General features: G+C 68.1%; 37 protein-coding genes. 28 read left to right on the top strand and 9 right to left on the bottom strand.

Going from position 1 to position 25,567, the window contains the following annotated elements; genetic code table 11:
* Positions 1 to 66: 66 nt before the first annotated feature.
* The 15 genes from ABZ899_RS11265 to ABZ899_RS11195 all read left to right on the top strand — a co-directional run bounded on the left by ABZ899_RS11265 (position 67) and on the right by ABZ899_RS11195 (position 13,927).
* Entirely contained in the window at positions 67 to 339 is a 273-nt protein-coding gene (locus ABZ899_RS11265; RefSeq protein WP_361344084.1) for an HK97 gp10 family phage protein, read from the top strand.
* Entirely contained in the window at positions 339 to 719 is a 381-nt protein-coding gene (locus ABZ899_RS11260; protein WP_361344082.1) for a hypothetical protein, read from the top strand. Before ABZ899_RS11265 ends, ABZ899_RS11260 begins: the two co-directional genes overlap by 1 nt.
* Before the next feature lie 60 nt (positions 720 to 779).
* Positions 780 to 1,382: a phage tail protein gene (locus ABZ899_RS11255; protein WP_361344080.1), complete on the top strand. Its 603-nt coding sequence runs from the start codon at positions 780 to 782 to the stop codon at positions 1,380 to 1,382.
* A gap of 111 nt (positions 1,383 to 1,493) precedes the next feature.
* Positions 1,494 to 1,910 carry a hypothetical protein gene (locus ABZ899_RS11250; RefSeq protein WP_361344077.1) on the top strand — a complete coding sequence of 139 codons (417 nt, stop codon included), beginning with the start codon at positions 1,494 to 1,496 and terminating at the stop codon, positions 1,908 to 1,910.
* 59 nt (positions 1,911 to 1,969) lie between these two features.
* Entirely contained in the window at positions 1,970 to 2,320 is a 351-nt protein-coding gene (locus ABZ899_RS11245; protein WP_361344075.1) for a hypothetical protein, read from the top strand.
* 21 nt (positions 2,321 to 2,341) lie between these two features.
* A complete protein-coding gene (locus ABZ899_RS11240; RefSeq protein WP_361344072.1) occupies positions 2,342 to 6,862 on the top strand; it encodes a hypothetical protein in 4,521 nt (1,506 codons plus the stop codon).
* 10 nt (positions 6,863 to 6,872) lie between these two features.
* Positions 6,873 to 9,107: a hypothetical protein gene (locus tag ABZ899_RS11235; RefSeq protein WP_361344070.1), complete on the top strand. Its 2,235-nt coding sequence runs from the start codon at positions 6,873 to 6,875 to the stop codon at positions 9,105 to 9,107.
* 93 nt (positions 9,108 to 9,200) lie between these two features.
* Entirely contained in the window at positions 9,201 to 10,202 is a 1,002-nt protein-coding gene (locus tag ABZ899_RS11230) for a DUF5047 domain-containing protein (RefSeq protein ID WP_361344068.1), read from the top strand.
* Positions 10,199 to 10,831, top strand: a complete 633-nt coding sequence (locus ABZ899_RS11225; RefSeq protein WP_361344066.1) for a hypothetical protein — start codon at positions 10,199 to 10,201, stop codon at positions 10,829 to 10,831. The genes ABZ899_RS11230 and ABZ899_RS11225 overlap by 4 nt, the downstream gene beginning before the upstream one ends.
* A 13-nt stretch (positions 10,832 to 10,844) precedes the next feature.
* The gene (locus ABZ899_RS11220) at positions 10,845 to 11,465 is read left to right on the top strand and encodes a hypothetical protein (RefSeq protein WP_361344064.1); all 621 of its coding nucleotides are present in this window, start codon (positions 10,845 to 10,847) and stop codon (positions 11,463 to 11,465) included.
* A 63-nt stretch (positions 11,466 to 11,528) separates the two neighbouring features.
* Positions 11,529 to 12,518, top strand: coding sequence for a hypothetical protein (locus ABZ899_RS11215; protein WP_361344061.1), 990 nt, complete (start codon positions 11,529 to 11,531; stop codon positions 12,516 to 12,518).
* Position 12,519: 1 nt separating this feature from the next.
* Positions 12,520 to 12,879 carry a hypothetical protein gene (locus ABZ899_RS11210; RefSeq protein ID WP_361344058.1) on the top strand — a complete coding sequence of 120 codons (360 nt, stop codon included), beginning with the start codon at positions 12,520 to 12,522 and terminating at the stop codon, positions 12,877 to 12,879.
* Positions 12,880 to 12,916: 37 nt separating this feature from the next.
* Positions 12,917 to 13,237, top strand: coding sequence for a hypothetical protein (locus ABZ899_RS11205; RefSeq protein ID WP_361344055.1), 321 nt, complete (start codon positions 12,917 to 12,919; stop codon positions 13,235 to 13,237).
* Positions 13,238 to 13,420: 183 nt separating this feature from the next.
* The gene (locus ABZ899_RS11200; protein ID WP_361344052.1) at positions 13,421 to 13,750 is read left to right on the top strand and encodes a hypothetical protein; all 330 of its coding nucleotides are present in this window, start codon (positions 13,421 to 13,423) and stop codon (positions 13,748 to 13,750) included.
* 3 nt (positions 13,751 to 13,753) lie between these two features.
* A complete protein-coding gene (locus tag ABZ899_RS11195; protein ID WP_361344050.1) occupies positions 13,754 to 13,927 on the top strand; it encodes a hypothetical protein in 174 nt (57 codons plus the stop codon).
* 56 nt (positions 13,928 to 13,983) lie between these two features.
* Here the strand turns inward: ABZ899_RS11195 and ABZ899_RS11190 are convergent, their stop codons facing one another.
* Together ABZ899_RS11190 and ABZ899_RS11185 are read right to left on the bottom strand one after the other, a co-directional pair.
* A complete protein-coding gene (locus ABZ899_RS11190; RefSeq protein WP_361344047.1) occupies positions 13,984 to 14,604 on the bottom strand; it encodes a hypothetical protein in 621 nt (206 codons plus the stop codon).
* Positions 14,605 to 14,798: 194 nt separating this feature from the next.
* Positions 14,799 to 15,089: a hypothetical protein gene (locus tag ABZ899_RS11185; RefSeq protein WP_361344044.1), complete on the bottom strand. Its 291-nt coding sequence runs from the start codon at positions 15,087 to 15,089 to the stop codon at positions 14,799 to 14,801.
* 136 nt (positions 15,090 to 15,225) lie between these two features.
* On the opposite strand from ABZ899_RS11185, the gene ABZ899_RS11180 reads away from it, so the two are divergent.
* Genes ABZ899_RS11180 through ABZ899_RS11170 form a run of 3 tightly spaced genes read left to right on the top strand, consistent with a single transcriptional unit; the run spans position 15,226 to position 16,989 of the window.
* Positions 15,226 to 15,813 carry a recombinase family protein gene (locus tag ABZ899_RS11180; RefSeq protein WP_361344042.1) on the top strand — a complete coding sequence of 196 codons (588 nt, stop codon included), beginning with the start codon at positions 15,226 to 15,228 and terminating at the stop codon, positions 15,811 to 15,813.
* Positions 15,810 to 15,998, top strand: coding sequence for a hypothetical protein (locus tag ABZ899_RS11175; protein ID WP_361344039.1), 189 nt, complete (start codon positions 15,810 to 15,812; stop codon positions 15,996 to 15,998). Before ABZ899_RS11180 ends, ABZ899_RS11175 begins: the two co-directional genes overlap by 4 nt.
* Before the next feature lie 55 nt (positions 15,999 to 16,053).
* Complete coding sequence (locus ABZ899_RS11170) at positions 16,054 to 16,989, top strand: hypothetical protein (RefSeq protein ID WP_361344036.1); 936 nt, start codon at positions 16,054 to 16,056, stop codon at positions 16,987 to 16,989.
* 55 nt (positions 16,990 to 17,044) lie between these two features.
* Here ABZ899_RS11170 and ABZ899_RS11165 read toward each other — a convergent pair whose 3' ends face one another.
* Entirely contained in the window at positions 17,045 to 17,251 is a 207-nt protein-coding gene (locus ABZ899_RS11165; RefSeq protein WP_361344033.1) for a hypothetical protein, read from the bottom strand.
* Between the two features lie 396 nt (positions 17,252 to 17,647).
* Here ABZ899_RS11165 and ABZ899_RS11160 point away from each other — a divergent pair, with 396 nt between their 5' ends.
* Positions 17,648 to 19,318, top strand: coding sequence for a TROVE domain-containing protein (locus ABZ899_RS11160; RefSeq protein WP_361344030.1), 1,671 nt, complete (start codon positions 17,648 to 17,650; stop codon positions 19,316 to 19,318).
* A gap of 126 nt (positions 19,319 to 19,444) precedes the next feature.
* A complete protein-coding gene (locus tag ABZ899_RS11155) occupies positions 19,445 to 20,344 on the top strand; it encodes a Ku protein (protein WP_361344027.1) in 900 nt (299 codons plus the stop codon).
* Here ABZ899_RS11155 and ABZ899_RS11150 read toward each other — a convergent pair.
* A complete protein-coding gene (locus ABZ899_RS11150) occupies positions 20,341 to 20,676 on the bottom strand; it encodes a DUF6233 domain-containing protein (RefSeq protein ID WP_361344024.1) in 336 nt (111 codons plus the stop codon). The genes ABZ899_RS11155 and ABZ899_RS11150 overlap by 4 nt on opposite strands.
* 61 nt (positions 20,677 to 20,737) lie before the next feature.
* Here ABZ899_RS11150 and ABZ899_RS11145 point away from each other — a divergent pair, with 61 nt between their 5' ends.
* Genes ABZ899_RS11145 through ABZ899_RS11130 form a run of 4 tightly spaced genes read left to right on the top strand, consistent with a single transcriptional unit; the run spans position 20,738 to position 21,689 of the window.
* Positions 20,738 to 21,019: a hypothetical protein gene (locus ABZ899_RS11145; RefSeq protein ID WP_361344021.1), complete on the top strand. Its 282-nt coding sequence runs from the start codon at positions 20,738 to 20,740 to the stop codon at positions 21,017 to 21,019.
* Positions 21,016 to 21,213, top strand: a complete 198-nt coding sequence (locus ABZ899_RS11140) for a hypothetical protein (RefSeq protein WP_361344019.1) — start codon at positions 21,016 to 21,018, stop codon at positions 21,211 to 21,213. The genes ABZ899_RS11145 and ABZ899_RS11140 overlap by 4 nt, the downstream gene beginning before the upstream one ends.
* A gap of 20 nt (positions 21,214 to 21,233) precedes the next feature.
* Positions 21,234 to 21,464: a hypothetical protein gene (locus tag ABZ899_RS11135; protein WP_361344016.1), complete on the top strand. Its 231-nt coding sequence runs from the start codon at positions 21,234 to 21,236 to the stop codon at positions 21,462 to 21,464.
* Between the two features lie 48 nt (positions 21,465 to 21,512).
* Positions 21,513 to 21,689 carry a hypothetical protein gene (locus ABZ899_RS11130; protein ID WP_361344013.1) on the top strand — a complete coding sequence of 59 codons (177 nt, stop codon included), beginning with the start codon at positions 21,513 to 21,515 and terminating at the stop codon, positions 21,687 to 21,689.
* Here ABZ899_RS11130 and ABZ899_RS11125 read toward each other — a convergent pair.
* Positions 21,686 to 21,913: a hypothetical protein gene (locus ABZ899_RS11125; protein WP_361344010.1), complete on the bottom strand. Its 228-nt coding sequence runs from the start codon at positions 21,911 to 21,913 to the stop codon at positions 21,686 to 21,688. The two genes, ABZ899_RS11130 and ABZ899_RS11125, sit on opposite strands and share 4 nt — an antisense overlap.
* 113 nt (positions 21,914 to 22,026) lie before the next feature.
* Between ABZ899_RS11125 and ABZ899_RS11120 the strand changes: the two genes are divergently transcribed.
* The 3 genes from ABZ899_RS11120 to ABZ899_RS11110 are packed head-to-tail and all read left to right on the top strand — an operon-like array spanning position 22,027 to position 22,804.
* The gene (locus ABZ899_RS11120; protein WP_361344007.1) at positions 22,027 to 22,272 is read left to right on the top strand and encodes a hypothetical protein; all 246 of its coding nucleotides are present in this window, start codon (positions 22,027 to 22,029) and stop codon (positions 22,270 to 22,272) included.
* Between the two features lie 11 nt (positions 22,273 to 22,283).
* Positions 22,284 to 22,580 carry a hypothetical protein gene (locus ABZ899_RS11115; protein ID WP_361344005.1) on the top strand — a complete coding sequence of 99 codons (297 nt, stop codon included), beginning with the start codon at positions 22,284 to 22,286 and terminating at the stop codon, positions 22,578 to 22,580.
* The gene (locus tag ABZ899_RS11110) at positions 22,577 to 22,804 is read left to right on the top strand and encodes a hypothetical protein (RefSeq protein ID WP_361344003.1); all 228 of its coding nucleotides are present in this window, start codon (positions 22,577 to 22,579) and stop codon (positions 22,802 to 22,804) included. The genes ABZ899_RS11115 and ABZ899_RS11110 overlap by 4 nt, the downstream gene beginning before the upstream one ends.
* A 293-nt stretch (positions 22,805 to 23,097) precedes the next feature.
* Here ABZ899_RS11110 and ABZ899_RS11105 read toward each other — a convergent pair whose 3' ends face one another.
* Both ABZ899_RS11105 and ABZ899_RS11100 read right to left on the bottom strand, forming a co-directional pair.
* Entirely contained in the window at positions 23,098 to 23,289 is a 192-nt protein-coding gene (locus ABZ899_RS11105; protein ID WP_361344000.1) for a hypothetical protein, read from the bottom strand.
* A 33-nt stretch (positions 23,290 to 23,322) separates the two neighbouring features.
* Positions 23,323 to 23,568, bottom strand: a complete 246-nt coding sequence (locus ABZ899_RS11100) for a winged helix-turn-helix domain-containing protein (RefSeq protein WP_361343998.1) — start codon at positions 23,566 to 23,568, stop codon at positions 23,323 to 23,325.
* Positions 23,569 to 23,722: 154 nt separating this feature from the next.
* Here ABZ899_RS11100 and ABZ899_RS11095 point away from each other — a divergent pair, with 154 nt between their 5' ends.
* Positions 23,723 to 23,914: a hypothetical protein gene (locus tag ABZ899_RS11095; RefSeq protein WP_361343996.1), complete on the top strand. Its 192-nt coding sequence runs from the start codon at positions 23,723 to 23,725 to the stop codon at positions 23,912 to 23,914.
* 373 nt (positions 23,915 to 24,287) lie between these two features.
* Here the strand turns inward: ABZ899_RS11095 and ABZ899_RS11090 are convergent, their stop codons facing one another.
* Complete coding sequence (locus tag ABZ899_RS11090) at positions 24,288 to 24,518, bottom strand: helix-turn-helix transcriptional regulator (RefSeq protein ID WP_361343993.1); 231 nt, start codon at positions 24,516 to 24,518, stop codon at positions 24,288 to 24,290.
* A gap of 675 nt (positions 24,519 to 25,193) precedes the next feature.
* The gene (locus ABZ899_RS11085; RefSeq protein ID WP_361343990.1) at positions 25,194 to 25,535 is read right to left on the bottom strand and encodes a hypothetical protein; all 342 of its coding nucleotides are present in this window, start codon (positions 25,533 to 25,535) and stop codon (positions 25,194 to 25,196) included.
* Positions 25,536 to 25,567 lie beyond the last annotated feature (32 nt).

Raw genomic sequence — 25,567 nt, 5'->3', positions numbered from 1 at the left:
CCAGGGAGGTGGCCTGTGCCTGCCCGGTTCAAGATGAAACGCAAGGGCGTCGGCGAGATGCTTCGCATGCCCGGCATGGAAGCCGAGATGTTGCGCCGAGCCAACGTCATCAAGGCCATCGCGCAGGGAAACTCTCCTGTGTACGAAGGCCCGCAAGGCGGCCAGTACAAGTCGGCATGGGAGACAGATAGCACCAGCCGGGGCGGACGCCGCCGGGACCGTGCCGTCGCCTACGTCCGCAACCCGTCCTACTATGCCCGCTGGGTGGAGTACGGCACCGAACGGGTCCCCGCGCACCACGTCCTGCTGCGAGCGGCGCAGAGCGGTGGTGCGAACTGATGTGGCCTGACGTCGAAGCCGAGCTGGTGGCCTGGCTGAAGGCGCAGCTGAATGTGCGGCACCTGACGGATCTGCCGACCAACCTCACCGAAGTGCTGCCCATCAACCAGGTGCAGCGGATCGGCGGCGACGACGACAGTATCCGCCTCGACCGGGCCCTGGTCACGGTCGACAGCTACGCAGCAGACCGAGCCGCAGCATCACTGCTGGCACGGCGAACACGCGACAAGCTTGTGAACCAGCTGAGGGGTGTACAGACGGCGGCAGCTGTCTTCGGGCGCGTGTCGACACTCTCGGCGCCGGCCTGGCGGCCGTATGAGAACCCGAACCTGCGCCGCATGGGCGCCACCTACGAGATCTATTTCCACCCGGTCTCCTGACCGGCTTTGTCTGGGCCCGCGCCGGACCCGTCAAGTTCCCGCCCGTGCGCGGGCTTTCGCATGTCTGGAGACATCATGGTCAACATCACCCGCGCTGCGGATCTCCTCGAGGTGGGGGCGAACGGCGGCGGCTGGGCTGCTCCGCTGGGTACGTCGTCGCCGGGGGATCCGGCGGTGCAGCCGCTGGCTCCGTGGACGCCGCTGGGCGCCATCTCGGAGGACGGTCTGACGCAGGGCTTCGACGAGGACTCGCAGTCGTTCACGCCGTGGGGGTTCACGTCCCCGATCCGCACCACCATCACGTCCAGCCTGCGCACGTTCGGGCTGACGGTGTGGGAGACGGGTCGTGTGATCGTGCAGTCGCTGCAGTACCGGGTCGACGCGACGGATCTGACGCCGACCGCGGGCCTGACGTCGTTCGCGGAGACCGCGTCGCCGGAGCCGGACCGGCGGGCGTTCTGGTTCGTCGTCCTGGACGGCGACAACTTCCAGCGCGGCTTCTACGTGCCGGAGGGCGAGATTACCGAGCGTTCGGACGTGGCGCACAAGCAGGACGAGATCGCCGGCTTCGAGTGGACGATCACCGCCTACCCGGACGCGTCGGGGAACACCGTCTACCACTTCGACCGGGTGCCGGAGACGGCGGCGTACACCGGGTCCTGAGACGGGTGGGCGGGCCGTAGGCACTCCTCAGGGCGGTGCCGACCGTTGGCGCGGGCCCGGCCCGCCCACCTCTAGTTTTCGCCCGCGCCACAGAGAGAAGGAGCCCGCGCCGTGGCTACTACGCGCAAGACCACCACCAGCAGGAAGCCCCGGACCGCCGCGAGGGCGGCGGCCCGGCCCGCCACCGCACGCCGCACCGACGCCGACGAGGTCGAGGTCTCGGCGTCTGAGGCCCAGGAGATCGAGGCCGACGGCCACTACGTCACCGCGATGCTGTGCGGTGAGGACGTGCGGGTCGTTCCCCCGGCGGCGTGGAGGGCATCGTGGCAGCGCATGCTGCGCCAGGGAATGATCGACGAGTTCGCGGAGAAGGTGTTCCACCCGGACGACTACGACCTGTACGTGGAGCTGGACCCGACGATGCAGGAGTGGGCCGACTTCACGGAGGACGCCGGCCGTCAGGCGGGTGAGGGGCCGGGAAACTCGCGTGGACCCGCCGCGTCGTCGAGGCGCACGCCGAGGCGGTAGAGGCCGACCTCCTGCGCTACTACCACGGCGTCGACCTGCTCGATGTGCATCGCGGGCGGATGTCGTGGCGCAGGCTGCGGGTCCTGATCCAGCATCTGCCGCCCGAGTCGGCGACCTGGACGGCGTTGCGTAATGAGCTCACTCCGCAGCAGCTGGCGGAGCAGGGGGAGAAGGGCCAGCCCGAGAAGGGCCGCTGGTCCCAGCTTGAGCAGCTCATCGCGGCGAACGTGGATGCCACACGGCGTGTGGAGTGGGCGCTGTGGAGCGTGAACATCGAGCAGAAGTCGAAGCGTCCTGAGGCCCCGGAGCCGATGCGCCGCCCGGGTGTGGGCGTGAAGAGGGCGAAGGCTCAGCTCACAGACCAGTCCGCGAACAAGCTCTTCGAGCTGATTCATGGAGGCGCCGCGTAGGGCGCTGGGAGGAGGCTCCCGGTGCCTGCTATCTCCGTCGGTTCCGTCGAGGTCGATGTCGTCCCCAATGCGCAGGGTGTTCGGCAGCGGTTGCAGAACCAGTTGGTGCCGGCCGCCAACGAGGTGGGCGACGAAGTTGGTCGGGTCATCGGCCGCTACCTGACGTCGCATGTCGCGAACGCGTTCGTGCAGGGCATCAATCGGGGCGGCCAGCAGGCGCAGCCGGCTGCCGCGCGTCAGGGGCGTTCGACTGGTTCCACGTTCGGTCGGACCTTCAAGGCGACGCTGGAGGCGGCCCTTGCCTCTCTGCCTGAGGTGCGGCTTCGCGCGGACTCTTCGGATGCTGAGCGGGAGATCTATCAGATCCGGGCGCAGATGCGGGCGCTGGCGGACGCCCGCATCGGTATCGACGTGTCGACAGCGACGGCGAACGCGGCGATCGCCCAGTTGCAGGCCCGCCTGCAGCAACTGTCGGCGTCCGACGCTGACGTGGCGGTCCGTGTTGACGCCGGAGCTGCGGCTGCACAGCTGGCGGCGTTTCAGGCTCAGGTCAACCGCCTGGATGGCCAGTCCGCCCGCGTGGACGTGGACACGAGTTCGGCAGTGTCCAGTCTGGGTGCTTTGGCGACGGCGGCGATCGCGTTCGGACCGGCGATCATCCCGGCTCTGCCCGTGGTTGCGGCCGGCCTGGGGGCGATCGCTGCCGCTGCTACTGCCGCCGGTGTGGGGATCGGGTCGATTGCGCTGGTCGCGGCCCCGGCGTTCAAGGGCATTGCGTCGGCGCTGCAGGCGCAGAAGGCGGCTCAGGATGCGGCGACGACTGCCAGCCTGCGGGGCGGGCAGTCGAACTCGCAGGGCGCGTCGAAGGCTTTGCAGATGACTGGGGCTCAGCAGGCTCTGGCCACGGCTGAGCGTAATGGGGCGCGGCAGATCGCGCAGGCTCAGGCGCAGGTGAAGCAGGCCAAGCAGGCGGCGGCGGATGCGGTCGCGCAGGCCGCGCAGCGTAACGCTGAGGCGGCGCGCAAGGTGAAGGACGCTGAGCGGTCCCTCGCGGACGCCCAGCGCGACGCTCGGCGTGCCCAGGAGGACTTGAGCGATGCCCGGAAGCGGGCCGCTCTTGAGCTGGAGGATCTCAACACCCGACTGGACAACTCGGTGTTGTCGCAGCGGGACGCGGAGATCGCGCTGAAGGAAGCGACTCTCGAGCGCGACAAGGTGCTGCAAAACGCCAACGCGACCGAGCTGGACAAGCAGAAGGCGATCCTCGCCTACGACCAGGCCGTGCAGCGGCTGAAGGACCAGACGACCGAGACGGCCCGGCTGAAGACGGAGACCGCGGCAGCGAACAAGGCGGGCGTCGAGGGTTCGGACACGGTCCGTACCGCGCAGGAGCGGGTCGCCGAGGCTCAGCGTGCGGTCGCGGACCGGGCGCGGGCGGTGAAGGACGCCCAGCAGGACGCCGCCCGCACGCAGGTGGAGACGGCCCGGCAGGTCGCGGAGGCCCAGAGGCGTGTGGGTGAGGCGACCGCGAATGTGGCGGTGGCCCAGCAGAACGCCGCGGACTCGGTGGCATCGGCGCAGCGGCAGATCCAGTCGGCATCCCTGTCGGCGGCCGGCGGCGTCGACCAGGCGGCGATCGCGCAGGCCAAGTACCAGGCGGAACTCGCGAAGCTGACCCCGGCGGCCCGGGACACGATGGACGCCTACCTCGGTCTACGGGACGCGTTCAGTGCCTGGTCGAAGGCCCTGCAGCCTGCGGTGATGCCCATCTTCACCCGGGCGCTGAACGGGATGAAGAACGCGCTGCCGGGGCTGACGCCGTTCGTGAAGCAGGCCGCGGAGGCGATCGGTGATCTGCAGGACCGTGCGTCCCGCGGGTTCAAGTCCCCGTGGTGGAAGTCCTTCAAGGAGGATCTGGCCGGCTCGGTGAAGCCCGCGATCACCGGTCTGGGTGTGGCGTTCGGGAACATCTTCAAGGGCATGGCCGGGGTCATCCAGGCCTTCCTGCCGCACATGGACTCGATCTCGAACCGCATGCAGACGATCACGCAGCGGTTCGCGACCTGGGGCACCAGCCTGAAGGGCAGCCCTGAGTTCGAACGCTTCCTCGCGTACTCGTCCGAGCAGGGGCCAATCCTCGCCGAGGCGTTCGGCAATCTGTTCGGCGCCCTGCTGAATCTGGGTGTGGCGCTGGCTCCGCTGGGCGGCACTGCCGTGTCGTTCATCAACGCCCTGGCGACCGGCGTCAGCGCTATTCCGGCGAATGTGCTGACCGTTCTGGGTGTGGCGTTCGCGTCGATCGCGATCGGCGCGAAGCTGGCGGCGCTGGCGTTGGGCGTGTGGCGGGCCGCGCAGACCGCGGCGACGATCGCGACGGCTCTGCTGACCGGACAGACGTTGGCGTTGAACGCGGCGATGCGCGCCAACCTGATCGGCCTGATCGTCACGGCGATCGCCGCGCTGGTCGTGGCAGTCATCTACGCCTGGCAGAACTGGGACGGGTTCCGTAACGCCGTCCTGACCGCCTGGGATGCGATCAAGACGGCCGCGCTGTTCGTGTGGAACTCGGTGCTGAAGCCTGCGTTCGCGGCGATCGTGGTGGCGGTCCAGGCTGTCGGCACGTGGGCTGTGTGGCTGTGGAAGAACGCGATCAGCCCGGCGTTCTCGTTCATCAGCATGGCGGCCCGGATTCTGCTGACGGTGCTGGTCGTGCTCGTGTTCACGCCGATCATGCTGATCTTCAAGGCTGTGGCCGCGATCGCGATGTGGCTGTGGAACAACGTGCTGAGCCCGGCTTTCTCCGGCATCGGTGCGGCTGCCCAGTGGCTGTGGAACGTCATGGTCAAGCCTGCGGTGGACGCGTTCATGGCGGGTCTGCGGCTGCTTGCGACTGTGGCACGCTGGCTGTACCAGACGGTGATCAAGCCGGTGTTTTCGGCGATCAGTTCGGCGATCCGGTTCGCCTGGTCGCAGGGCATCAAGCCCGCGTTCACCGCCATCAAGAGTGCTATCGACACTGTGTTGGCGCCGGTGTTCCGCTGGCTCCGCGACAAGGTCGTGAAGCCGGTCTGGGACGGCATCAAGAGCGCGATCGGCACCGTGTGGCGGAACGGCATCAAACCGATCTTCGAAACCCTGAAGACCGCCATCGGGAAGGTCGCTGACGGTTTCCGTACCGCGAAGGACGCCATCAAAACGGCCTGGGACAAGGTCAAGGGCATCGCCAAAGCACCGGTGAAGTTCGTGATCGACACCGTCTACAACGGCGGCATCGTCAAGGTGTGGAACAAGGTCGCTGACGCGTTCGGCGCCCCCACCCTGAAGGAGTTCCACCCGAAGGGCTTCGCCACGGGTGGTGTCCTGCCCGGGTACACGCCGGGCCGTGACGTGCACCGGTTCGTGTCTCCGACGGGCGGCATGCTCGACCTGTCCGGTGGCGAGGCCATCATGCGCCCGGAGTTCACGCGCGCGGTTGGTTCCGGGTTCGTGCACTCCCTCAACGCGATCGCCCGCTCCAGGGGCGCGGAGGGCGTGAAGGCGGCACTGGCGCCGACGTTCGCCGGGAACCCAGCCACGTCGACGGATCGGTCGCTGCGCTACGCGTCCGGTGGTGTGTTCCCGCACCAGCGGTTCGCCGATGGCGGCGTCTTCGGATGGATTAAGTCGGCGGGTGCGGCGGTGGCCGGTGCGGGTTCGGCGGCCTGGAACAAGGTGAAGGAGGGCGCCTCCTGGTTGAAGGACACCTTGGAGGCGTCCGCGCGTGCCGGCGTGAAGAACGTCGTGGACCCGCTGCTGAAGTCCTTCCCTGGCATGGACACCGGTATCGGCAAGATGATCCGCCGCATCCCCACAAAGATCGTTGATGCCCTGTTCGGCTACAGCAAGGAGGCCGACAAGCGGGGCGCCGGGGGCATCGGCGGGCCGCGGATCCAGGCCGCGTTGAAGTGGGCGAAGACGCAGCATGGCAAGCCCTACCAGTGGGGCGGCAACGGCAACCCGAGCTGGGACTGCTCCGGTTTCATGTCGGCGATCGAGTCCGTGATCCGCGGGCAGAAGCCGCACCGCCGCTGGTCCACGCACGCCTTCTCCGGAAGGACGGCCCCGCCCGGCTGGGTGTACCACGGCAACAGCGCCTTCAAGGTCGGCATCACCAACGCCGGAGTCGGCCACACGGCCGGCACGATCGGCAAGACGAAGGTGGAGTCGCGGGGCGGCGACGGCGTCGTGGTCGGCTCGCGGGCCCGCGGCTACAACAGCCCCCTGTTCACGTCGTGGTACGGGTTCAAGCCCGGCACCTACGACAGCGGCGGCTACCTGCAGCCAGGCCTCAACTTGGCCTACAACGGGACCGGCCGGCCTGAGCCGGTGTTCACGTCGGCGCAGGCCAGCGCCCTCACCACGTTGGCGAATCGGTCGGCTCAGCAGCAGCTGGGCGACCTGCAGGTGGCGGTGTTCGTCGGCAACGAGCAGATCACCGACATCGCACGGGCCGAGGTCCGCAACGCGCAGGGCGAACTGATCCAGGTACTCAACGCGGGCTGAGGAGGTCACTGTGGCGATCCCCGGGAACCTCCTCAGCTCGACGACCGAGTCCATCGACCCGAACACGTCGGGGTGGACCAGCAAGCTGAACTGCACGATCGGCAAGGGGGTGGGCGGACGGAGCGGTGACGGCTGCCTGTCCGTCCGCTCGGTCGGCGCGGGGGAGATGCAGGCCCGCACCGTCTCCTCCTACCCGGTCAACGCGGGCACCGTGTACTACTGCTTCGCGGATACGGCCGGTGCGTCGGCGACGGCGGAACGCGTCGGGATCCGCTGGCTCAACGCAGCGGGCACGGAGATCAGCATCACGTGGTCGCTGTCGACGATGACGGCGTCCGCAAGCTGGCACCGGGTGAGCGTGGCCGGGCCAGCCCCGGTGGGGGCGACGCAGGCGCAGGTGCTGCTCAGCAGCACCGAGACCGGGACGCCGCCGGTCTCCCACTTCTGGGAGAACATCTACCTCGGCCTGCCCAAGAGCACCCTGGGCAACCTGCTCGACTTCAACACGGAGTCGTCGGAGATCAACGCCTCCGGGTGGGCTGCGGTCGTCAACGCGACGGTGTCCCGGCAGGTGCCGGTGGTGTCGTGGTCGGTGTCCAGCTATCTGTCCGGCGGGCACATGCTGGCGATGACCGCGGTCGCCGCCGGTAACGCATCCGTCCTGGCCGTGGCCCGGCCGACGGTCACCCCGGGTGTGGAGTATCTCGGGTTCGCCTACCTGCAGCCGCCCACCCTGTCGGCGACCGCGTGGATCGAGCTCCGCTTCTATGACGCGGCCGGGAACCAGGTGCAGGCCACTCGCAGCACGCTGGCGCCGCCGGGAACGGGCGTGTACCGGCAGCGGGTGTCCGCTGTCGCCCCGGCGAACGCCGCGACCTGCAGCATCGCGGCCGGGCTGGATGGGGCGTCGGCGGCGCAGGTGCTCCGCCTGGAGACCGTCGGCGTGATCGTGGCGCCGAAGGTGCAGGTCGGCTCGGTTGTGACGTATGCGGACTCCAGCTTCGAGCAGGGCGTCGCCGGTTGGACGGTGCCCTCGGGTGTGGCCACGCTTGCCCGCACCACACCGTGGGGCAACTCGTTCTACGAGGGCTCCTACGCGCTCGCCGCCACCAGCGCCACCGCCACCGCGTCCACCCTGCGTAGCGCTAGGTTCCCGGTGACGGCGGGCAAGAGCTGGCGGGCAGCGGCCATGGTGCACCCGGCCGCCGGCATCTGGTCCTCCGTGCGGGTTCGTGTCCGCTGGTGGGATGCCGCGAACACGGACCTCGGTGCCAGTACCGGCAACGTGTACTCGCTGCCCGGGACGTCCTGGTACTCCCTGGCCAGCGATGCCACCTCCCCGGCGGGTGCTGTGACGGCGTCGGTTGAGCTCGTGGTGACCGCGTCGGCGACCAGCTCGGTGTTGCACGTCGACAGCGTGACCCTGTGGGAGGTGCTGCCGCAGACCGCGGTCACGGCGAACTCGGACGGCGGCTACATCAGCCTCGTCCTGCGGGAACTGGAACTCGATTCGCTGGTCACCGTGTACCGGGTCGGCGCCGACGGTGCCCGCACCCTGGTCCGCGGCACAGCCGGGCTGATCGACCGGCAGACCGTCACCTCGGACACCCTGATCGTCGAGGACCACGAGGCGCCGCTGGGCGCATCCTTCTACTACCAGGTGGAGCTCTACACCGCGGGCGGTCTGCTGTCCTCCACCAGATTCTCGGACGCGGTGCAGCTGACGCTCGCCGACATCAACGAAGCCTGGTTGAAAGACCCCGGCAATCCACAGAGGAACATGCGGGTGGTGGTGGAGAAGGCCCCGGACTGGGACCGGCCCGTCGAGCAGGCCGTCCACGTCGTCCGAGGCCGCCGAAACAAAGTCATCTTCTCCGGGCGGCGGCAAGGCTTGGAAGGCGACCTCGCCATCCGGACCCGATCGGACGACGAGCGGGCAGCGCTCCACCTGCTCCTCGACTCCGGCAACACGCTGCTGTGGCAGGCCGTCCCCGGCATGGGCGTCGCCGACATGTACGTCAACGTCGGCCAAGTCTCGGAAGCCCGGGTGTCTCCGCTGGCGCAGGACCAGTGGCGGGCGTGGACGCTTCCGCTGGTCGAGGCGGACATGCCGGTGACGACCGGCATCAACGGTCCGGCCGGCCGGACCTGGCAGGACGTGGTCACCGAATTCGCGACCTGCGCCGACCTGCTGTCGGTGTACGCGACCAGTGAGGATCTGCTGCTCGACCGCCGATTGGGGTGACGCGTGTACCCCGTATCGGACCGGTTCCTAGCCCGCCTCGCCGAATCACACGCGCCGGCCACCAGAGTCCAGCTGTTCCTCACCGACGGCCGCGTGATCGACCTGGAGCATGAGGGCGGTTCGGTGACGGTGGACCGCAGCAACGCGGTCCGCCGCACCTGCTCCATCACCGTCGCCGACCCGGCTCTGATCCCGCGGACCCCGTCGGATCAGCTCGCCACCTACGGTGCCCGACTGCGGGTGGCCCGCGGCGTGGAGTACGGAGACGGCTCCAGCGAGCTGGTGCCGCTCGGCCTTTTCCGCCTCGACTCCGTCGACGGCAACGTCAACGAAGGCCCCGTCACCCTGCAAGGGAAGGGGCTGGAGGCGGTTGTCGACGACGACAAGTTCACCGCACCGTACCTGGCCACCGGCACTGTCGTCGGCGCGGTCACCGCTCTGATCCAGCGGAGCCTGCCGGCTGCGGACATCGTCAGCCTCATCGAGGACACCCCGATCGGGTCGCGGGCCTTCGATGTGGAGGCGGACCCGTGGGGCGGCTGCCAGGAGATCGCCGCCGCAGCAGGCGCCGAGGTGTACTGCAATGCCGACGGAGTGTTCGTCATCTCGACTCTGCCGGACCTGATGACGACGCCACCGGTGTGGGCGATCGAAGCCACTGAGGGCGGCGTCTACATTTCCGCGAACCGCGGCATGAGCAGCGAGAACGTGTACAACGGGGTGCTGGCGCGCGGCGAGAACACGGCCGACAACGTGCCCCCCGTCTCGCATCTCGCGGTCGACAACGACCCGAACTCGCCGACCTACTGGGGCGGCCCGTTCGGACGACGGCCCAAGTTCATCTCGTCGTCCACGCTGATCAGCACGAGCGCGTGCGCGCAGGCCGCGAACCTGGAATTGGCGAAGGCCAAGGCGCCCAACGCTTCCGGGGATATCAGCTCCCTGCCCAATCCGGCGCTGGAGCCGGGGGATGTGCTGCGGGTGACACACCCGGACGGCAGCCGCGAACTCCACCAAGTCGCCAGCTTCTCCGTCCCCCTCGACCTGGGTGGTGATTTCCCCATCGCCACCATCTCCGCGAAGGAGGACGCGTGAGCAAGTCCTCCCACGCCAGCACCCGCCAACTCGCCGGAGCACTCAAACGGCAGGCAGGCCGGGTCGGCGCACAGGACCCGAACGTGCGCGGCGCCAACTGGTGGCTCGCCACCGTCGAAACCGTCGGCGCCAACGGCACCGTCGTCGCCGACGGGCTCACCTACCGGCGCATGGAGACCTACCAGGCCCCGGCCGTCGGGGACGTCATCGTGGTCACCCAGTCCGGCAACGGCAACCTCCTCGCCTACGGCCGCACTGCCGGCACCACCGCCCCGGCCGGCGCGTGGACGGCTATCCCGCTGGCTTCCGGGTTCACCAGCACGCACACGGTGTTCGGGCCCGCCCAGTACCGCATCGTCACCGCCCACGGCACACCCCGTGTCGAGCTGCGCGGCAGCGTCGACGCGACCAGCGCGGTGACCAGCCAGACGAACTTCTCCACCGCCCTGCCGACAGCCGCGCGCCCGTCCGTGGTCCGCACCTGGGTGGGGCGCCGCAACTACTCGATGGACACCAAAGGCATCGCCGTCATGGAGATCCAACCCAACGGCGTCATGTCCGTCTTCGGCTCCGTCAGCCCCAACCACACCGACTGGTTCGCCCTCGACGGCTGCTACTACGACCTCTGAAAAGGGAGGGCCTGTGCCGACCCCGGACAACTACGGCCAAGGCATCGGCCTGTGGCAGCTCACCGACGCCCCCAGCATCCCGGAAGCGATCAAACTGCTCGCCGATGGTGTCATCCCCCGCGGCGTCCTCCGCTTCGCGTCCGCGTCGACACGCGGCTCCACACTGGTCGGCGACTACGCCCCGGTCGAGGGCATGCTGTCGTGGCTGCAGGACATCAACCGCCTCGACCTGTACGACGGCACCGCCTGGGTGGCGGTGTCGGTGGGCCAGTCCGCGTGGAAGACCGTCACCCCGGCCTCCCCGTGGACGCAGAACGGCAACAGCCAGGGCACCCTCCAGTACCGCATCCTCAACATCTCGGGCGAGGAGAGCTTGCAGTTCCGGGGCGGTCTGGGCCGGTCCTCGTACCCCAGCTCCCCGGCAGGCAGCTACGTCGTCAACAACAGCGCCCTGCCCGCGGCGGCCAGGCCGTCGACGCTGCGCACCGTGCTCATCCCCTGCTCCGACGCCAACTCGGACCGCATCGCGCTGAAGATGGACATCCGCACCGACGGCGTGCTCGAGGTCTTCGGCTTCTCCTCGTCCGTCAAGCCCCCGTGGATCGGCTTCAACGGCGTCACCGTCAGCCTCTAACCTCCAGCCTCCACCGCCCGCGCCCCTGACCGGGGCCTTTTTCATGCCCGAAAGGGGCCCACCTTGGCACGCACAGGACCACAGAAGATCCCCGGCGCCAGCCAGGCCTACTTCTACGGCGCTGGCCGCTACTCCGGCTCCGACATGGAAGTGAACTGCGGGGTCGTCCACACCACCGAGGGCATGACCCTGCCCTCCTACAACGGTGGCGCGATGGCTCCCACCGTCACGGGCGTGCCCGACATCAAGGGCAAGAGGATCCGCTGGTACCAGCACTACGACGTCGACGAGTCCGCCCGGGCGCTCGCCAACAAGCTCGGCGGCGTCGAGACGAACACCGCCAACACCTTCCAGATCGAACTCGTCGGCACCTGCGACGACTCCAAGAAGACGACCTGGTCGGGCAAGAAGGCCGGCATCGACTACCTGCACTGGCCGACCGCCCCCGACTGGGCGCTCGCCGAGGTCGCCTGGCTGGTGCGCTGGCTGCACGACTACCACGCCGTGCCCCTCACCTGCGTAAGCGACTGGCTGGCCTACGGCAAGGACTCCCGCCGCCCTGGCGTCGCCCCGGCCTCCTACGGGGCCAGCCCGGCCCGCATGTCCATGAGCACGTGGCGCTCCTTCAAGGGCTGGTGCGGCCACCAGCACGTCCCGGAGAACGACCACGGCGACCCGGGCTCCATGGACTTCGCCCGTGTCATCCAGCTCGCCAAGGGCGAGCCCACCCCCGAGGAGGACCCCTTGGCCGGCATGACCAAGCAGGACATCTACGACGCCGTCTGGAAGACCGACCAGGTCGCCGCACCGGACACGGCCCCGGACCGCAAGACGAACGTCAACTGGCAGCCGCAGTCCTACCTGAAGGACATCGGCAACCGGGTTCGCTCCCTCACCGTCACGGTGGCCGCCCAGTCCGCCGCGATCCACGCGCTCGCCGAGAAGGTCGGCAGCGGAGTCGACACCAACACCGTCGTCGCGGCCGTCGAGAAGGCCATCGCCGACGCCGTCATCAAGGTCGACATCGACGTCACCCAGAACCAGGAGTCCTGACATGAAGATCCTCGGCAGAGAGCCCGCTCTCATCATCGCCGCCGTCTCGGCCGGCCTGTCCCTGCTCGTCACCTTCCAGTTCGGCCTGTCCGCCGAGCAGGCCGGCGCGATCGTCGCCGTCATCTCCGCCGTGTTCGCCGCGGCCACCGCCGCCGTCACCCGGCCCATCGCGCCGTCGGCGTTCACCGGTCTCGTCGCCGCCGTGGCCGCGCTGCTCGCCGCCTACGGGCTGGAGCTCGGACCGGAGAAGATCGGCGCCCTCAACGCCGTCGTCCTCGCCGTCCTCGGCCTGCTCACCCGCGGCCAGGTCGCCCCGACGAATCCGTCCGCACCCGCGACCGCCGAGCCGCCACGCATCTGACCAGGTGCAACCGTTACAACCACAAGGGGAGGGCGCAGTGAGCGAGGTCTTCGGCGTCAACCCGGGCGACGCTGGAGCCGTAGCGCTCCTCGTCATCGTGGTCCTGCTGATACTGACCGGCCGGCTCGTCCCCCGGAAGACCCACGAGGACGCCCTCGCCGACAGAGACAACTGGCGGGCCGCCTACCTGGAGTCGGAGGCGTCCCGCAAGGTCGAGCACGAACAGACGGGGGAGCTGCTGGAGATGGCGAAACTCGGCGGGCACATCCTCACCGCACTGCCCCACCCGGGGCAGGCGGACGAGGAGGAGGTGACAGCGGATGCTCGGATGGATCCGGCGCCTCGTGCACGGCGGTGACCAAAGCAGCGAGCCCACCGACTCTGAGGCTGCGCTGGAGCAGGCCCGCGAGGCGCGCCAGGAATCCGAGAACCGCTGGGCCGCTGTCCGGGCAGCCGTAGCCCCCATCCGGCAGGCCCGCATAGAGAACCACTGGGCGGAGAAGGTGGAAGCAGCCTTCAGCGCCCGCAGAGGAGAAGCACGATGACAGACATGGGGGTCGACTCCTGGATGAACGCGGTCATGTCGGCGCTTGGGGCCCTCGCCTGCGCCATCTTCGTGACCACCTACCACCTGCGGGCACCCTGGTGGAGGAGCGAGGTAGGACGCAACCAGATGAGCTTCGCCGCGGCCATCGGTCTGCTCTGCCTCTACACGGTGCTCGCCACGGTGCTGCAGGGCAGCGACTGCGCAATGACCGTCCTCCGCAGCATCCGCACCGTGGCAGTCGCCGCCGTTGTTGTGCTGATGGTCCAGCGGACCCGGCTGCTACTGAAAGCACAGCGGGAACGCCGTGATCGAACTGGAGTGTGAACCATGCCCGAAGCTCGGGAGCGCCCCCCGCGGCGTGACGACACCGCCGCCGACATCGGCTCCCTCGTCGCCCTCGGCCAAGAGGAACCGCCACCGATACCGGCACCGGCGATCCAGCCGTTCCAGGAACCGGTCTACGACCCGCCCCTCGAACCCCTGCCGGACGACGCGGCATGACGAACGCCCCCACTCCTTCCGCTACGGCGGGGGAGTGGGGGCGCTTCGTCATGCCCTCAGGGCTGCAGTTCCTTCTTCACTGCGGCCACGTTCGGGCCGCTGTCCTCCGACGGCATCTGCCAGCGGTGCGCCTTCTCCTCACCGTCGATGTAGATGAGCGTCCCGCCCTTCGCCTGCTCCGGCGTCAGGTCGAACACCTGCGACCGCCACTGCCAAGCACCCGGCTGCACCGGGTCGGCGTTCTCGAACTGGCCCACCGTGACGCTCGTCGAGTTACCGCTGTCCCAGCCGATCATCTCCCCGTCCGGCGCCATCCACTTCCAGCCCTGCCCCGTGATCGGCGCCGGCTCGTCCGCGGCGACGGCGGTCATCGCCTTGTCCTTCATCGTCACCACGACGAAGGTGCCGTTCGCGGACGTCTCGCTGCCGCCCTGCTTCGTGAACACGACCGTGTCCGGCGTGATCTCCAGAACCCCGGTGCCACCGTCACCCGTCGTCCGAGCCGGCGACCCCAGCTTCGCGCTCTCCTCCACCGTCCCCGCCGACGGCTCGCTGCTCGGCGCAGGCTCCGACGTCGGGGCCGCCTCCGGCTTCGGCGAACTGTCGTCCCCGCCACCGCAGGCGGTCAGAGCAGCCAGAAGCAGGACACCGGTAGCGGCAGTTATACGAACACGCATGATTCCCCCCAAGGTTGAAGACCGGAACACCGTAGACCGGATGCAGGGGAGAGGTGTGCGGCTGTCATCGAGCCGTGACACGGGCGGGGCGCCATCGCTGCCGTATGACACGGAAGTTGGGCATCCCTGCTCTCGATAACATGCAATATCCGGGCCCCGCTCCCACTGAGGAGCGGGGCCCGCAAGGTGCTGGATCAGTCGCCGTCCAGCTCCCGGACGATGGTCTCTCGGTAGTCCATGTACTTGTCGACCAGTTCGGCTGCAGCGATCTCGTCCAGCTCGCATGCCGCCATCTCGGCGCGGATAGCTTCGCGGCGCGCCGCCTCGGCCCGCTCGGCCAGGAAGAGCAGGAGCTCCTTGGCCGTCGCGTCAGGGTTCCGCTCCAGCCAGAGCTCGGCCCACTGATAGGCCAGTCCTTGTGTCGTCGCGTCGATTCTCGCCTTGAGGGCCACTGCAGCCCTGGGCTGGTCCGTTCCCAACTCCACCCCTCTGATCGAAGTTTGACGGCAAACCACCGTTTGCCGTCATCTCGTCAACGAGCGTATCCCTGCAGGAAGTTCATGTCGATAACTTGTGTCGAAAATCTATGACGGATAACGGGCGCCGTGTATGGTTGCCGACATGGACTTCGGATACGCCCGGGTCTCCACCGCCGACCAAAACCCGGACCACCAGATCGACGCCCTCCTGCGGGCCGGCGTCAACGAGAAGAACATCCACATTGACTACGCCAGCGGCGCCAAGGCATCCCGACCCGAGTTCGACATCCTCATGCAGCGCCTGCGCAAAGGGGACACGCTCAAGGCGACGCGCCTGGACCGGATCTCCCGCTCGCTGCTGCACCTCGTCACACTCGGCGCAGAGATGAAGGAGCGAGGAATCGGGCTCCACATCATCGAGCAGGGCATCGACACTTCCACCCCTGAGGGGCGTGCCATGTTCGGCATGCTCGGCGTCATGGCCGAGCTGCAGCGTGAGCTCATCCTGGCGAACACAATGGACGGCCTGGCCGCCGCCCGCGCCCGTGGGCGAGTCGGCGGCCGGCGGCCGAAGCTCACGGACCAGCAGGCCGCGCTCGCGCAGGAGTTGTACGACAAGCGCGAGAAGACCGTGCAGGAGATCGCCGACCTGTTCGGGGTTCCGCGCACCACGGTCTACGGCCACCTCAACCGATCGACCGCCAACGCCCGTAAGAAGGAGAACCGATGAGCGAGAACCGTCCGGCCCGTGTCGAGCGCCCAATCCGCTACGCCGACCCAGAGCGGAACGCCGCCTACTGGGCGCGTGTCGACCGCATCGTCGCCGCCGCACCGCCGCTCTCCGACGAGCAGCGGGCAGTGATCAGGACCGCCTTCAGCACCGTCATCGGCCGGTCGGGAAAGGAGGCGACGTGACCACTCGGCGGCGCCCGCACCGCCATCTACCGCTACCTGGAGAGGGAGAAGTGACGTGTCGCTGACGGAAATTCGCCCGGTGCATCTGCCTGAGTTGAGACACGACTTGGTGCAGCACATGGCGAGTGAGCGTGGACTCAACCAGCTGGGCCGCTTCGAGGGGAACCGTCTGACAACAGGCGAATCCGTCATCGGGGCCATAACCAGCGAGGATCTCAGGGCTGACGAAATCGCAAGGCTCTCGGGAGCCGCACTCTTCTACGTCTCACCCGAGATGACCGAGCTGACCAAGGCTGCCTCTGGCTCGCTCCCCTACTTCGATCTCAATCGCGAGGACCTGCCAGCCGAGCAAGGGCTCATCGTCTTCGCTGAACCGGTCGGGGCGTACAGCAACGACGGCAAACCGGACGCCAAGGTGCGCGCTTGCTGCTGGGAAGTCATGGAGCACGGCGCCCTCTGGCTGACGTTCTACACAGACTGGCATGAGTGGTTGGAGGACTGCCGAGAAGCAGGCATCTTCCGCCCGGACTCCCTGGATGACTGTCTTCGGAATGACCACTGGCTCTACTTCGAGACGTTCGTGTTCTCCCCGTTGAAGGGGCACCGAGAAGTCGAGGGCGAATGGGAGGAAGACGCCCGCGAGGTCGGCACACTGGACCGCGCGGTGCGGGCGGCATGGCTGCTGATGCAACAACCCCTGGCAGAGACGAGCGACGTGCTGCCGGATCGAGCTGCACGTAGGCGGCTCCAGCGGGCAGGGCAACAACCGTCGACCGTTCGGGTCATCGGGCTGCGCAGGCCCAAAGGAAGTAGCGAGAAGGGCGACGGCAGTCGTGACTACCACCACCAGTGGATCGTGCGCGGGCACTGGCGTCAGCAGTGGTACCCGAGTCGACAAGTGCACCGACCAGTCTGGATCGCACCGCACGTGAAGGGCCCAGAGGGCGCCCCGATGATCGGCGGCGAGAAGGTCTACGCCTGGAAGAAGTGACGAAGCAGCACGGCGCCCCGCCCAGGGTGAGTGGGCGGGGCGCCGCTGCGTCAGCCTACTGACTCTCGATCGAGAAGCCGTCACTGCCTTGGCAGAGGCTGTCGATGCAGTACCAGAGGACGGACACGTCAGGATCGATGCTGCCGCCCATGTCCGGCATCGGCTTGCGGTCGACGCGGCTCATCTTGCCGCAGTGGACGCACGGGTGGGCGCGGAGCCGGCGAGCTTCGGACTGGCTGTAGATGGTCTTCGGAGTGCTCATGCTTGGACGGTACGACCAATCTGCCGACACGTTCCCCCCGCTCTACTCGCTGTCCCGCGCCACGCCGTAGGCACCGCTATTCGCCGTGCGTTGTCAGCCGTGTGGGCTACAGTCGTACCAACACAACTTCATGCACCTCCCGGTGCGCAGGTCTCGGCTACTTCTTTGGAAAAGTGCCGCCGCGGCCGTCCTTGATCTCGGGAGGCACAGCATTGGGGGTGCCCGGTGCGCAGGCAGCGGATACTTCATTGGAATCAGGTGTCGCGGGTTCAAGTCCCGCCCTCTCGAAGGTTCGAGAGGTAGCTCAGTTGGTAGAGCACTGGAATAGTCCCGCAGCCGTCCTTGATCTCGGGCACCCCACTGCTGGTCCTCCCCTCCTATGTGAGGGGCTTTTTCATGGCCAGGTTCAACCAGCGCAGCGTCCGTCCCGCCGTCTCCTCGCCCGTCGCTACGACCGGGGAGACGACCCGCACCCATGAGGGTGCGACCGGTCATCTCCGCGACGCACGCTCCGAGCTCTACCTGCTGGCCGTCTCCAACATGGTCGGCACCGACACCTTCTACGAGAAGGGCGGCGACCGAGACGACCGCTACACCCAGCTCGTGCGGCAGCTCGCCGTCGAAGACCCCGCCTGGACCGCCGGCCTCCTCGGCTGGCTCCGCAGCGACGCCAACATGCGCACGGCGTCCCTCGTCGGCGCCGCCGAGTTCGTGAAGGCCCGCCTCGACGCTGACCGCGGGGAGAGCGGTCTCGGTAACCAGATGGCGATCGGGCAGCAGGACGCGGGCTGGAACCGGCGCGTCATCGCCTCGGTCCTCCGGCGCGCGGATGAGCCCGGCGAACTCCTGGGCTACTGGACGTCCCGCTACGGCCGCCGCATCCCGAAGCCCGTCAAGCGCGGCATCGAGGACGCGGTCGGCCACCTGTACAACGAGCGGGCTCTGCTGAAGTACGACACCGACTCCAAGGGCTACCGGTTCGGTGACGTCATAGAACTCGTCCACCCCGCCCCGGCCGCACTGTGGCAGGGCGACCTGTTCGAGCACGCCATCGACCGCCGCCACAACCGGGACAAGCCGATCCCCGAGTCGCTGCAGCTGCTCCACACCCGCGCCGAGATCGCCAAGTGGGATGTGGAGAAGCGCCGCGACCTGCTGAAGCGGCCGGACGCCGCGGACTTCCTCGCGCATGCGGGGATGACGTGGGAGGCGTTGGCGGGCTGGCTGCAGGGGCCGATGGACAAGGCCGCGTGGGAAGCGATCATCCCGTCGATGGGTGTGATGGCTCTCGCGCGGAACCTGCGGAACTTCGACGAGGCGGGCGTCTCCGACGAGGTCGCGGCGAAGGTGTGCGCGCGGTTCGCCGACCCGGAGCAGGTTCGGAAGTCGCGCATGTTCCCGTTCCGCTGGTGGGCGGCCTACAAGCACGCCCCGTCGCTTCGGTGGGCGCACGCTCTGGAGCAGGCCCTCGGGCACAGCCTCGCCAACGTGCCACGCCTGAAGGGCAGCACGCTGATCCTGGTGGACCGGTCGCCGTCGATGTTCCCGGGCTACGGCTTCTCGACCCCGAACCGTTCGGACATCACGCTCGCCGAGCAGGCCGCCGTGTTCGGCAGCGCACTGGCCATGCGGGCGGAGAAGCCGACTCTGGTCGAGTTCGGCGGCCAGTCCAAGGAGATCAGTGTGCCCAAGGGCGGCAGCGTCCTGAAGCTCATCGAGGGCTACGGGCAGATCGACGGTACCGACATCCCGACCGCGGTGAAGAGCCACTGGTTCGCCCACGACCGGATCGTCATCGTCACCGATGAGCAGACGCGGCCGGGGTGGCTGCCGTCGAACATGTGGGGGCATGGCGGCATGCGCGAGACCGCGATCGACGACTTGGTGCCGAAGACGACGCCGGTCTACATGTGGAACATGGCGGGCTACAAGCCGGGCGCGATGCCGTCGGGGAAGACGGGCCGGCACACGTTCGGCGGTCTCACGGACCAGGCGTTCCGGATGATCCCGTTGCTGGAAGCGGGACGCGATGCCCGCTGGCCGTGGGAAGGTGCCACCGCCGCCTGACGCCCCGTGCCACACTGGCCGCAGCGCCCGCCTCGCATCCCCCGTCGAGGCGGGCGCTTTCGCGCGTGCACGTGGCCCGCCCTGCTCGTAGGCTGGCCATGCTCGGGGCTACTGCGGAGGTCTCTCATGCCCCGAACCATTTGGAACGGCGCGATCTCGTTCGGCCTGGTCACGGTGCCTATCCATGTGGTCGGTGCAACCGAGAACCATTCGATCCAGTTCCACCAGTACCACCTGCCGGACATGGGCCGGGTGCGGGTGCGGAAGGTGTGTGAGCTGGAGGACCGGGAGGTCTCCCAGGCGGAGATCGGCAAGGGCTACGAGTACGCCCGCGACCAGGTCGTCCCCATCACAGACGACGATCTGCGCAACCTGCCGCTGCCCACGGCGAAGGCCATCGAGATCGCCGGGTTCGTGCCGCTGGAGTCGATCGACCCGATCCGGATCGGCGACGGCTACTACCTGGCCCCGGACGGTCAGGTCGCGGCGAAGCCGTACATGCTGCTGGTGAAGGCGTTGGGCCGGTCGTCGAAGGTGGCGGTGGCCCGGTACGCCTGGTCGGGGCGGGAGCGGCTTGGGTTGCTGCGGGTCCGCGGGGACGTGCTGGTGCTGCACGCGATGCGCTGGCCGGACGAAGTCCGTGACCCGTCCGAGGTGGAGCCGCCGCAGGTGGAGGTCACGGAGGAAGAGGTCGACGGCGCACTCGCACTCGTGGACTCCATGACCCGGGAGGATTTGGAGGGGGACGAGTTCCGCGATAGGTACACGGACGCCCTGGCGGAGATCATCGAGGCGAAGCGGGAACACCAGCCGCTACCGGAGGCGCCGGAGCCTGAGCAGCCGGGCCAGCTGGTGGATCTGATGGCGGCGTTGCAGGAGTCGGTGCAGAAGGCACGCACGGCCCGCGGCGAGGGGGAGACGGCCGAGGTGCACGAGATGCCGAAGCCGAAGAAGACCGCGAAGAAGCAGCCTGCGAAGAAGACGGCGGCGAAGAAGACGACGGCCCGGAAGTCGCGGTCGGCCTAGTCGAGGATGCCCAGCTCCGAGTCTGGCCGGCAGTGTGGGCAGGCATCGATGCCCTCGGTTAGGGCGCGGACTGCAACGTCCCGGGGGACGCCTTTGGCTCGTTTCCCTGCCATGTGACAGCCGCCGACGTGGACGTACACGGGTGGGGTTTGCTGGCTGAGGCCGCTTTCGAGCATCCAGTCCGGGGTGGGCGGCTGGGCTTCGGCGGCTTGCTGCCGTTCTTGCTCGCGGCGTTCGGCGGCGGTGATGGCGTGCCGGACGTGGTGGAGTTGCAGGGCGAGCCAGGTCTCCAGGGTGCGGAGGCGGGGCAGGTCCGGCGGCAGGTCGTTCACGTGTTCGATTGTAGGGAGTAGGGTGACCAGCGACCACAAGGGGGGCGACCAGGGAGGCGGCATGCGGTCCGAACACGACCGGCTCGAACTGGCAGCCCTAGCCGCCCTCGGCATCGACCCCACCACACTGGAGCCCGGCCCGGACGCCCCCATCCACACGCCCGGCTGGCGCGAGCGCGTCCACCCGGATTCGCCGACGCGCCGGCCGTGCTCCGCCTGCGGTGTGCCCGCCTCGTACACGCGCCTCGTCCGGCTGGCAGGCTTCGGCCCGCGGTGGGTCGACTACTGCCGCGACCACATGATCGCCGGATGGCGGGCCCGCGAAGGTAGCGTGGCGCCGTGAACCGTGAGCGCTACCACCTGCTCCTAACCACGGCCGGTCGCCCGGTGCAGCATGGCTGGTGGGGGAGTGAGGCGACCGCGCGCCGCAAGTTCTCCAGCTGGGTCGGCGAGTACAGCACCATCCCTGGCGCCCGCATCACCCTGGCCGACGAGGAGACCGGCACCGTGTTGACGGAGTGGCCCGCCGAGGCGTGACGCTCTGCGATCCTGAGGGCATGGCAGACGACACGCTCTCGCTCGGCGACCGCATCCTGCTCGCGATCTCGCTGCTGCTCGTCGCGACTGGCATCGGAACCTTCGCTGCCGGTGTCGCCATGTTCTGGGGTCCCCCGCGACAGGTGATGTGTGCCCCGCTGGTGATGGCGTTGGGTGCCGCCGCGTATGTCGGGGCTAGAGCCTTGTGGTCGACGGTGCGACGTCCCGGCGTTGTCAGTGGCGGCGCTTAAGCTGCAACGTGATGCACCATGGCGGGGCCTGCTGCTAAGGAGGGGACCATGATCCGTCGCCTGTTGCGCGGTCGCGTGAAGAGCGACTACCAGATCAGCTACTACCGCGGCGCCACGGTGCGCCGGGTCGAGCGGGGCCGACGAGTCGACTGGCTCCTCGATGGGATGCCTGTCTCTGAGAGCAGGGCGCGGGAGTACATGGCCAGCCGAGAGCAGACCGCCTAGCTCTCGCCGTGCCTGACGGTCTTCTTCACGGCCATCTCCACGTCGATGCGCGGCGTCCCCTCCGTCTGGGCGTGCTCGGTGACGGCGGCCTGGAAGGCGGCAGCGGCGTCGACCCAGGCGCGCCGGGCCGCGTCCACATCGTCCGTGTCGGGGGCCGTGTAGCGGGCGTGTGCTTGTTCGGCTGCCTGCTCTAGCTGCACGAGATCTTCGAAGGTATGTGCCACCTGAGGATCCTAAGCGGCGCCATCGGGGTGGACGGGCCGGGTTCGCGCATCGCAAGGGGCGTATCTTTTCTAGTCCTTCTTGATTGCCAATCAAGATTGACTACCTTGGAGGCATGACAGAACGCATCGTCGTAGGAGACATGAGCAAGCAAGGAAGCCACTTCTGGTTCATGTCCATTCAGGGCCCCAACGGTGCTGGCGGCTTCTACCTGAACAGCTACCAGGGCACGCGCACGCCGAAGCGGGGCGCCACCCGACTTGAGTTGTTCAACAGCATCCGCCAGGAGGTCAGCGAGAACGACCCGCTGAGTCAGAGCGGCGTGGTGATCGCCTTCGACATCCAACCCAACAAGCTCTGAGGGGCGCGACCATGACCGACCGCCTCCTCCCCACCGGCACGTGCTGGTGCGGTTGTGGAACCGAGACCGCCATCGGCAGCTTCTTCGCGCGTGGGCACGACAAGGTCGCCGAGGCCGCGCTCATGAAGGCCGAGTACGGCGGCACCGTCCCCCGGCTGCTCGCCGCCCACGGCTACGGCCCCGACAAGTCCGTCACCGAAGCCGCCGTCCGCCACGGCTGGGTGCGCTGCAGCATCCCCGGCTGCGCCTACGTCGGCGCCGAAGCCAGCGTCCGCAAGCACGAAAACAAACCCCACAAGGAGAAGTGAGGACACCGACCATGGCCATCACGGCGGAGGACCAGATCATCCACTACCTCAAGGACAAGGTCGGGCTCGCCAGGGCCGACGAACTCGTGGACACGCTGAAGCGAGAAATCGCTGAGTCGCTGCACCAGTTCGCGGACCAAGAGGACGGGCAGCTCTCGGACACGTCGGCTGCTGCCTATGTGAAAGGCATCCATGACGCCGCCAACCGCATCACCGAACAGTAGGGAGAGGAACGATGTCCGCAACAAGCGCACCGAAGATCGAGAAGGGTCAGGTCTGGGAACACCGGACCCACGGGCACTATGTGCAGGTGCTGTTCGTCCTGGACGGCGATCGTGCCAACATCGCCACGGTTGACGTGCACGGGGGAATGGTCGTCGGAATGCGTGGTCGACGAACGGTGACGATGCGGACCCTGCGACGTACCTACCGTCTCCCGGACCGCCTGGGAACAACCTGGTAAAGCAGGGAACGGCGCCCCGCCTGAGGAAAGCAGGCGGGGCGCTCGCATGTCAGCCTACGCCGCCGTGGTAACGTCCCCGCGTTCGACGCGGTCCAGTTCGGCCAGCAGCTGGTGGTACTCGGCCCGCTGCTCCTCCGACAGTCGGAGCGTGGGATGCCCGCCAGGCCCGATCCACAGCGCACGGATCGCCGCGTTCAGCTCCTCAGCGGAGCGCGCGGCGCCATCCGGCGGGGGAGTGGTGGGCATGAGCCGATCTTACGGCCGGTGTCTGACACCGGGCTACGACTTCGGCGGCTGGGGTAGCTCGGTGACGAACGTCCCGATGCCCACCTGCATCTCGGCCAGGCCGGCCTGTCGCAACTCCGTCAGTACGCGGCGAGCCGTCATCTGCGCGACTCCGAACTCGCCCTGGATCGCCAGCACTCCCGGCAACTGTGACCCGGGCGGATACGTCCCGTCCGCGATCCGCTCCTCGAGCACCGCGTAAATCTGCCGCCACCTGGGCACGTCCGGCTCCCACTCCATGATCCCGACGCTAAGCGCGCCTATCCAACCCGGCGAGACAAGATAGATCGATCCGCCTAGCAAGCCTAGCTAGCTACCCTTACCCTGCAATTGCAGGATCTCCCGCGACCGCCGTCAACGGCCCGGGGGCATGGCCGACGAACGGAGCGTCGACGTGGACGAGCCTACGGATCAGGCGCCCGAGCGCCAGACCGCACACCAGGACGACCCCAACCCATGCCGGTGCGGCAGCTTCGACCACGCACCCATCCGCATCGGGGAACGCCTGTCGCCCAGCGGGGCCGGGATAGGGGGCGTCTACGTGTGCCCCGCCGAATCCGCCAACGGCCTCCAGGGGGCCCTGTGAAGCCCGCGGCGCGCGAGCTGTACCTCCAGCTGCAGCGGCACTCGGTGAAGTGCAATGCGTGCCGGGCCGGGCAGCGCTGCGAGCTGGCCCTCCAGCTCGCGCTAGAGGCTCGGCGCGCAGACCGACAGAGTGCCCGCCGATAACCGCCGGCCGACCCCGTCCAGGGCTGGCCGACGGGGAGCCGTCACCTCACAGGCAATAACGGCCGCCGCCTATTGCCACCGGGGAAAGTGCAGGCCAGAGCATTAACGATCCGTCACTGAAATGCAAGGGGTGATTGCGAAGTTGGTGCTGTCACCCCTTCCCAAGGCCACCCAACACGTTGTTGAATTTGCGTCTATAGCCCCGGTCAGGCAGTCGGCCAGCGGCTTCTTCAGCCATGAAGGAGGTCGGTGACGTGCACCCGCAGGGCGTGAGCGACGAGCAGCAGGTGACTCAACTTCATCTCCTGGCCGGCTTCCATCCGCTGGATCGTCGACCGGTCGATGCCCGCCGTGTGGGCGAGGCTCTCCTGGGTCATGTTCTGGTTCAGCCGTCGCACACGGATGCGGTCGCCCGCGGCCCGGCGGGCATCGAGAACCCACTGGGGCTGGTCAGCTGGCACCGGACCAACGTCTTACCGACCATGATCATAAGTCAGCAGCAGATTTGAGGCACTTTACGATCATGGAATTCGTGCGACGGACCGACGTCGCCCCCACGTAGAGCAGGTGGAAGCACCGCCACTGCCACCCCCACTGGCAGCCCTGTGGTCTGGCATATGCCGCAGGGCTCCGTGTAGTGTCCAAGAATCGAACGCATGTTCGCCCTTTCGGGTGAACCGCGGCATCGGCTGCATCCGCCAGGGAAAGCGGAGAGCCGAAACCACAGACGTGCCGGTCCTCGCCACCTACGGACTAGCCCCCCCTCGGTGGCGAGGGACCGGCACTGAGGGCGGCCCCTCGCGCACGGCCGGCGTGCGCACGGGGGGCCGCCTGCTCCCCTGACGTGCAACGTTGCGGTCATCCGGTAGGAGATTTTTAGGAGACGGCATCGCGCCGCACTGGCGCGCATTGGCGTGACATTGGCGTTGCATTCACGGAGGCGCAACGGTGAACCCGAGGTGGCTACTGGCCTCTGAGCTGGTGTGTTCGCCTCGAAACCCCAGTTGCATGAGGCCCGTCCGAGGCGGCTCATACTGCAAACGTCCGCTCTTACAAGCAGGATGTCGGCGGTTCGAAACCGTCCGCGCCCACAGGTGGGAAGGACCCCGGTCGGATGACCGGGGTCCTTCCGCGTGTCAGGGCGTCTCCTCCGGGTTCCCGCGCGCGTGCTTGAGCTTCATCCGGGCGTCGACCCGGGCCGCCCCGTCGAGCTGCGACCAGAAGCGGTGGCCGCTGACGAACACCGCGAGTTCGTGTTCGCGGCGGCGCAGTTTCTCCACCTCGGCCTGTTCGTCCTCCGTCCAGCCCGGGGAGGCCGGGCGCTCGATCTTGCGCCAGCCGTTGTCGTCGCTGAAGCCGTCCAGGGGTACGACCGACCAGGGCAGCCGTCTCAGCAGGGCCGACAGCTCGGCCCGGACCTGATGCAGCTCCTCCTGACCGGCGCGAAGGTCGCTCGGAAAGTCATAGGGCGTAGCCACGGCTCAATGCTACGCCTGTTCGATTTTGGGTG

The sequence above is a fragment of the Streptomyces sp. NPDC046859 genome, assembly GCF_040645135.1.
Taxonomy (GTDB): Bacteria; Actinomycetota; Actinomycetes; order Streptomycetales; family Streptomycetaceae; genus Streptomyces.
Note: the sequence above shows the minus strand (reverse complement) of the source record. Positions and strands in the feature narration are given on the sequence as shown.